At 59.6% G+C, this 7,098-nt stretch carries 6 protein-coding genes and 1 pseudogene; 6 read left to right on the top strand and 1 reads right to left on the bottom strand.

Annotation, left to right across the window (positions count from 1 at the left end; genetic code table 11):
• Window positions 1–1,076 precede the first annotated feature (1,076 nt).
• Window positions 1,077–2,735: a hypothetical protein gene (locus E1958_RS19145; RefSeq protein WP_133513295.1), complete on the top strand. Its 1,659-nt coding sequence runs from the start codon at window positions 1,077–1,079 to the stop codon at window positions 2,733–2,735.
• A gap of 159 nt (window positions 2,736–2,894) precedes the next feature.
• Here E1958_RS19145 and E1958_RS21030 read toward each other — a convergent pair whose 3' ends face one another.
• On the bottom strand, window positions 2,895–3,176 hold the full coding sequence (locus tag E1958_RS21030) for a hypothetical protein (RefSeq protein WP_165742365.1): 282 nt from the start codon (window positions 3,174–3,176) through the stop codon (window positions 2,895–2,897).
• Here E1958_RS21030 and E1958_RS20585 point away from each other — a divergent pair.
• The 5 genes and pseudogenes from E1958_RS20585 to E1958_RS21475 all read left to right on the top strand — a co-directional run.
• On the top strand, window positions 3,114–3,512 hold the full coding sequence (locus tag E1958_RS20585) for an outer membrane lipoprotein-sorting protein (protein WP_165742368.1): 399 nt from the start codon (window positions 3,114–3,116) through the stop codon (window positions 3,510–3,512). The two genes, E1958_RS21030 and E1958_RS20585, sit on opposite strands and share 63 nt — an antisense overlap.
• A 139-nt stretch (window positions 3,513–3,651) precedes the next feature.
• A complete protein-coding gene (locus E1958_RS19135) occupies window positions 3,652–4,338 on the top strand; it encodes a hypothetical protein (protein WP_133513293.1) in 687 nt (228 codons plus the stop codon).
• Entirely contained in the window at window positions 4,329–5,525 is a 1,197-nt protein-coding gene (locus E1958_RS19130) for an MMPL family transporter (RefSeq protein ID WP_133513292.1), read from the top strand. The genes E1958_RS19135 and E1958_RS19130 overlap by 10 nt, the downstream gene beginning before the upstream one ends.
• Before the next feature lie 296 nt (window positions 5,526–5,821).
• On the top strand, window positions 5,822–6,256 hold the full coding sequence (locus tag E1958_RS19125) for a hypothetical protein (protein ID WP_133513291.1): 435 nt from the start codon (window positions 5,822–5,824) through the stop codon (window positions 6,254–6,256).
• Between the two features lie 3 nt (window positions 6,257–6,259).
• Window positions 6,260–6,917: pseudogene (locus E1958_RS21475) on the top strand (IS5 family transposase); the annotation flags it as partial.
• Window positions 6,918–7,098 lie beyond the last annotated feature (181 nt).

The raw sequence follows: 7,098 nt of genomic DNA, 5'->3' as shown, positions 1-7,098 counted from the left end.
GTTGGGGCGAGTCTGGACGATGAGACTACAGATATTCATGGATCTCAAACCTGCCTGCACCCTTGTGGAGACCTTGAAGGGCCGTAAGCATTCCGGACTCACAACTGATCCGATTGATGGAAATCAGGGTCGTTCCATCGCCCCCTCGCCTGCAATCAAGATGCGGATCCTATTCTCATCGCGGATCTGCTTAGGATTCTTAGAGGCAAATTATGTTCCATCATGACTGCCCGTTCCGAGCACCAGAAGGATTCCTATGCAGTGCAGTGGATCCTATCTTCATCACGGATCTGCTTAAGGATTACTTGAGGCAAATTACGTTCCATCGTGACTACCCGTTCCGAGAACCAGAAGGATCCCTGTGCAGTGCAACGACTCCGAAGCCAACAATTGTACTGTTGGCCTTATTGCAGCCAGGTGAATCTTGGAAAGGACCAGCTCGGTCATATCCTTGGATCCGCGGTTGGAGTGCATATTTTAAAATATCAGATTTTTCTGATATTACGATGGATCACATTCCCTGGAGATCGCCCCGTTCCGTCACGACCACCTAACTCCGGGCAAAGGGGGAGAAGCGCAGTATTCCATTGGACGAGTGCCTCGCCGGTGTGGGGTGGAGACAATGTTGGGGGTTGGGTTGCGCTCAGGTTCGCTTAACAGTGGTACCAGTGCTGGCACCAGGCAGAAGTATAGGATGTGACCGACTGATAATAGGCAGGGGGTTCAGATCATGCTTCGTGCCAAATGGGTTCACGTTCTATGACAAGGGCTTGCCAATTGCCGGCTTGGCTTACGCTCGGTGACGATCCGGAAAGGACTTCAAACCGGAGGGTCCCTGGCCACCTTTCCGGCTGAACTGATTTCCGGTTTCTCTCCTCTGATGCCTGCACCCCTTCACTCCCTGAGTTGCACGGAGTGTGGGTTCGGGCTGCTGTTTACGGGCCAGGCAGATTATGATTGTGGGCCGTTACAGCTAGTGCTCTTGCGGGAAGTGGGCGAGTAGCCGGGCGTTGCGCCGAGATTACTAATTTTTGCACGTATCCTGATCAGGCCCGGAGTTTGCCCTTGCCGACAGCGTGAACAGCCTCGACATCGCCGTTACGGGCCTTGGTTTGGTTACCGCACGGGCAGCGTCCCCCAAGCAGCTTTTTCGGCACATCGTCGCCGGCAAGAGCTGCATCGCCAAGAGCTGCCTGCTGGAAGCCTACGGCCTTGTAAACCCCGTAGGTGCCTTCTTGAGCCGGGATGAGTGGCGCTATGTGCGGCAGCGCGTGGCGCTGGGCAACGGTGACGCAAACGGCCTCGAGCCCCATTCCATGCTTGCGCTCTATGCTGCCTGTCAGGCCTTGGACAGCAGTGGGTTGAGCCTTGCCGACAAGGAGCGCATTTGCGAGATGCTTCGTAAGCAGGACGCGCTTCACCTTGTCCATCCCATCACCCATACCAGGCGACCCCCTCCAAGGAACGACATCCGCGACTTTCGGGACGCCTTCGCCGGCTGGCGGGGAATACCGGCGCGGGGTGCCGGTGCGACGCGCAAGGTGGCGTTCATCAACCACCTCATCACCCCGCAGTGGCTCACCCAGGTAGATCCCTCGCTCGCCGGGCTGGATGCGGCGGAGCTGCGCCGCTTCGTTCTTCGGATGGTGCCGAATAAAGGTGCCGCACCCTACGACCCGATCCGAATCCGTTCCTCCCTCGGCGGGGCCGTCGATTTTTCCCTCTACCCGCTGGCGGTGTGCTCGGAGCAGATGGTCGGCTATCTGCGTGGCGGCGATCTGAACGGAATTCGGGCCGAGGTGGAAGAGCGCGTCCTGGCCGCCGCCGCTGATGGTTGCGAGGTGGTGGGGTTGGGAATGTACACCTCTATCGTCACCAACAACTGTACCTCGCTGCGCACCCCACAGGTCGCCCTTACCTCCGGCAACGCCCTGACCGTCGGCATGGGATTGGAGGCGCTGGAACGGGCCATGGCCGAGCGGGGGATCGATCCTGCGAACTCCACTTTGGTGGTGGTGGGAGGGGCAGGAAACATCGCCACCGCCTACGCCTCGCTGCTGGCGGCACGCGTACCTCGTCTTACCCTGCTCGGCAGTGGTCGTAAGGACTCCCTTGCTCGCCTGCGCCGGACCGCCGAGAGGATTTACGGCGACGCCTTCGATGCGGTGACCAAGGGACGGGACAAACCGGCCGGCATCGAGGCGGCGCTGGCCGAAAGTGGACTGCTGCGTGGACTGGACCCGGAATCGGAACCAGGGAAGATTGATGCCGTGGTGGCGGAGAGGGTTCAGGAGCACTACGGCGAAGTGGCACCCATCCGTATCACCAGCGACCGGGGGTGCCTGCGGGAAGCGGATCTGGTGGTCTGCACTGCCAATGCCGACACCCCCTTTTTGACGGCAGGGGACTTCAAGGATTGGTTCTTCTCGGCCCAGGCGATGGATCACCTTATCGACAGTTGGTCGCCCGCCTTCGGGGTGGCGGAGCGCCAGCCGCTCCTGACCTTCTCGGCAGAGGGCAGCCATTTCGACGCCAAGCTGCGTTCGGAGGCGAAGTGGAGTCTGATGCCCATGCACGGCGACGGCAGTATGCTCCAGTTCCGCCTGACCTACCGCCCGGACGATCACTGGTCCTATGGCGTTTCCGTTGATCTGTTCGACGGCGCCAGCGACGGCCTGTTCGGCCAGTTCGATCACAACGATCGAATCCTTTGGGAGATCAAGTATCAGCTGTGACCATTTCGGCGCCGTGCGCCACCATCACTCTGCGGAGAAAAGACCGATGATCGCGTTCCCCCCTCGTCTCGACCTTGCGGCAACCCTGCGGGGCACTCACCGCCACAATCCACGCCGCAGTAACAGCCGCTTGGCTCTCGCTTTCCTCCGCTGCTCATCCTACTGTTCCCCTGTGCCGGGGCGACGGAACCGGAGGTCCGCGCGGATGGTATCCTCCAGCTGGTCCGGGACCGTGACGATGGAAAAGACGTCATTTTCGACCTGAAGCTGATCATCGGCGACCGCAACGGGCGGACCTGCGAGCGCACACTGATCTATCTGCAGCGGGACTTCCCCGGCGAGGATCGGCTTACCCTCTACTTTACGGCCCCCGCCGACGTGCGCGGCGTCGCCTTCCAGAGCATCAACTATGATGAGGACACCGGCACCGAGGACGATCAATGGATGTACCTGCCGGCCTTTCGCCAAGTGCGCCGCATCGCCACTACCGACAAGCGGGGGTCCTTCATGGGGAGCGAGTTCTCCTACTACGATCTCGACAAGCTGCGCGTGCACGACTATCGCCAACGGCTCACCGGCGAGGAGAAGGTGCTAGGAAGGCGTTGCTGGGTGATCGAGCGCATCCCAAAAGGAGAACGCATCATCGCCAAAACCGGGTATCACAAGACCCGGGTATGGGTAGACAAGGAGGTGCATGTGGTGTTGCGCCAAACATACTATGACGCCAAGGACGTGCTGTTTAAAGAGCTGAAGGTCAAGAAACTCAGCCGGCGCTAGTCGATCTGGACCATCGATCGGACGCAGATGACCAATCACGTGGAAGGTAAACGTTCTGATTTAATCTTCAGCAACGTCAAGTACAACGTCGGTCTCGCCGATGCACTGTTCAGGCGCGACATCCTCCGAAGCGGAGTCCATGGATACCTACCTTAAGTACTGTGAGCGTCTGGCGCTGCCGATCTTGGCGGTGCTGTTCGCCATCACCGCCTTTTTCGCCATCCAGCTCGAACAGCTCACCGCCGACAGTAACCCCTACCTGCTTGCCGAAGACCATCCGGCGCGCAAGGGCATCCTGGATCTCCAACAGGAGTTCTCCGGCACCCACGACGCGGTGCTGATAGCCCTCTACAATCCGCGCGGCGTCTTCAACGAGACGACCTTGGCGGCGATCTACGAGCTCACCCGGCGCGCTAAGCGCATCAAGCTGGTGGACGAGGCGACCGATGGTGCGCAGCTGCGTGCCATCGCAGCAGCCCATCCCCGGTTGAGGGAACCCTTGGAGGCCATACTCGCCAACGGCCTGGAGCAAAACGACTACTTCGCGGCGACGGCGTTGTCGACGGGGGACGAGCTGACGGCCCTCTCTTATGCCGAACGGATCTTCCTGCGCTATCTCCCCTATCGCCTCAACCCCATCAAGGAGATGGCGGGGATGGCCGCCACCGAGAACGTCTTTACCGACGCGGACGGCACCCTGGTGGTGCGCAAGAGTCTGCATGACTCCACCTCGGCGGGTAACCCGGCAGCGATCCGGAACCAGATCATGGGCAACGAGATCATGGTCAACGGCGTCGTCTCGACAGACGAGCGAAATTGGCGCTGATCACAGTGGAGATCAGATCCGTCCAGGACGACGCCGAAGGACAGCTGCGCGCCTACAACGCCTTTAAGACGATGGTGGACGCGTATCGCGCCGAGCACCCCAAGTTCGAGGACGACATCTTCATCGCCGGCGTTCCCATCTTCATCGCCGAACAGAAGGCGCTTATGGACCGTGACATGGGGACGCTCTTCCCGTTGGCGCTGGCGGTGGTTACTATGATCCTGTTGCTCTTCTTCCACCGTTCCCTCGGCGTGCTGCTGCCGCTGGTCAACGTGGTCATGTGCACCCTCTGGACGCTTGGCCTGATGGCCATCCTCCAAGTCCCTTTGGACCTGATCACCAGCGTGCTACCGGTACTCCTCATCACCCTCTGTAGTGCCGACGCGTTGCACATCATGAGCGACTATTACACCAACCGCGCGGCGGGTCGGGACAACCGCGCGGCCACCGCCGACACTATGCGGGCGATGGTCTCGCCGGTGGTGCTCACTACCGTCACGACCGTGCTCGGCTTCCTGGTGGGCACCGCTTCGGCCATTTCTAGCACCCGAACCTTCGGTCTGTTCATGGCGGTCGGATTGGTGGTGGCGCAGGTGGTCTCCTTGTTCCTCATTCCCGCCTGGCTATATCTGTGGGGTGGGCGCCATCTGTTCAAGATGCCTCCGGCGCCCCCTAGGGACTGGCTCGGGCCGTTCCTCGAGCGGCGTTTTACTACCCTTATCGACCATCGTGGCCGCTTTGGGGTGCTGTTCGCGATGCTGCTTGTTACCGCCGCCGTGCTGGCGACCAACCTGCGTGTGGAGGATGCCGGTGCCGAATATTTCGCCGCCGACAATCCGTTCCGGCTGGCCGATCAGTTCGTCAACGACCATGTGGCCGGTACCAGCCCCGGCTGGATAGCGGTGCAGGGCAACGGTGCGGGCAGCATGACTACCCTGGAGGCGGTCCGCTTCCTCGACGAGCTGGACCGCTTCCTCATGGCCCAGGAGAAGATCACCTACAGCTATTATCTTCCCAAGTACATCAAGCATATCTTCTACGTCCTCAACGACATGGATCCCACCTTCCGCCGGCTCCCCGAAAAGCAGGACCTAACTACCATCACCGACCCCGCTACCGGAGTCAGGGAGCGGGTGGCGGTAGACAATGAGTGGATGTCACAGGCCACACCCTCGGGGCGCGGCTAGAGATCAGGGGCTGAGCCGAAAATGGCGGTGCATCCTTGCGCCGATCAATAGGCGAAGAAACCTGCGTTTCCTTAGAGCTGGCCTCGATTCATGGCCACGACGACCGACTCTTTTCGATGCACCATCGATCGAGATAGCATAAAGACCGTCACCGAATCTGAGGGAGCGAAGTTACTTGAGAGAGGGATTATCTTGAGCGCGGATAGCTGCAAGCCGACCTCACTGGAGATCACGAATCTTTGTACCTTCATTGAGAAGTGTCTGTTAATCTCCTGCTACGCTGGATTTGAAAAGCGTTGTTGCAGGGGGCGGTACGTGCCGTCTTGCCGCACGAGATGGTTGCCTTCGGCATACTGGAAATGGGCGTGCGGCGCGTAGTGATCTGCCGCAATGTGGATTTCCCAGAGGACTACATCCGGACGGTTGTCAAGAACAATGACCAGTTCGTCAGTCCGCTGTTCGACCGTTGGGTACGGAGCCAGACACCACAAGTGCTCCATGCCGGCAACCTCACGGGTGACGAATCATCGGTGTGGACCGAGGCCTTTCTCGGCACCGGCGTTTATAACTTGATCGGCCATGGTGTAGCCGACCTCACTCGTTCCAGGGCGAGCTTTTTCAGCTTCGGCGGAAACCGCGGCGGCTTCACCTTGTGCCATCAGGACATACTTCGAGTCGTCGTTCCCCACCTGCACACAACCCTTGTGCGTCTTTACTCTCCAACTGATTAACGCGAGTCGGTACCCGACGCCACCACGCGGCTGGGCTTTCGCCACTTGCTCGAAGAGCACGCACTGACCAAGAGGATCTTTGAGAGCATCAACAAGCATCTTGTTGAGCACGGCCTGCGGTTGAACAAGGGTACCTTGACCCTAAACAGAAGGCACGCGATGGACAGATGCACCAGACCCGCAGGGCAAGCAATGGTACTTCGGGATGAAAGCACACATCGGTGCCAACGCCGATTCCGGACGGGTGCACAGCCTGGTCGGGACCGCCGCCAACGTCTCGGACGTGAGCCAGAGCGAGCACCTGCTCCATGGCCAAGAGGAGGTCGTCTTCGCTGATGCCGGCTACATCGGGGCGAACAAACGCGAAGCGCTCAAGGACAAGACGCTCAAAGGGTACATCGCCATGAAGCGCGGCAAGCTCAGGGCGATGGCCGAAGGTCCGCTGAAGGAGTTGGCGCGTCGCGCCGAACGGCTCAAAGCGTAGTTTCGCGCGCGCGTTGAGCATCCGATTCACGTCCTGAAGAACCTGTTCGGTCATCGCAAGGTCCGCTACCAGGGCCTGGCTAAGAATACTGCCCACCTGTACAGCCTGTTTGCTCTGGCGAATCTGGTTATCGCCAAGAAGGCTTTGTTGGCGCACCGCGGCCAAGGTGCGTCCTAAATTCAGAAAAAGGGCGAATAGCGGCTACCCGCGCCGCAAAATGCCGGCAGAATCGATCCTAAATTGGGCTTATCTCTGGCCCTATTGATAAGTTGGCAGACCGATAAAGCGAAACGCATCAAGAAACCGACTAGATCAGCGTTTCCTTAAGACGCCGAGCATTTCTGTGCATCCGCTATGT

Origin of the sequence: Candidatus Thiosymbion oneisti, from assembly GCF_004359955.1 — a bacterium.
Lineage (GTDB): Bacteria > Pseudomonadota > Gammaproteobacteria > Chromatiales > Chromatiaceae > Thiosymbion > Thiosymbion oneisti.
This window is presented reverse-complemented; position numbering and strand designations above follow the sequence as displayed.

Bases quoted from the DNA above. Each gene is read 5' to 3' on its own strand.
- E1958_RS19135 (WP_133513293.1), top strand. From the start codon at position 3,652: ATGGATACCTACCTTAAGTACTGTGAGCGTCTGGCGCTGCCGATCTTG.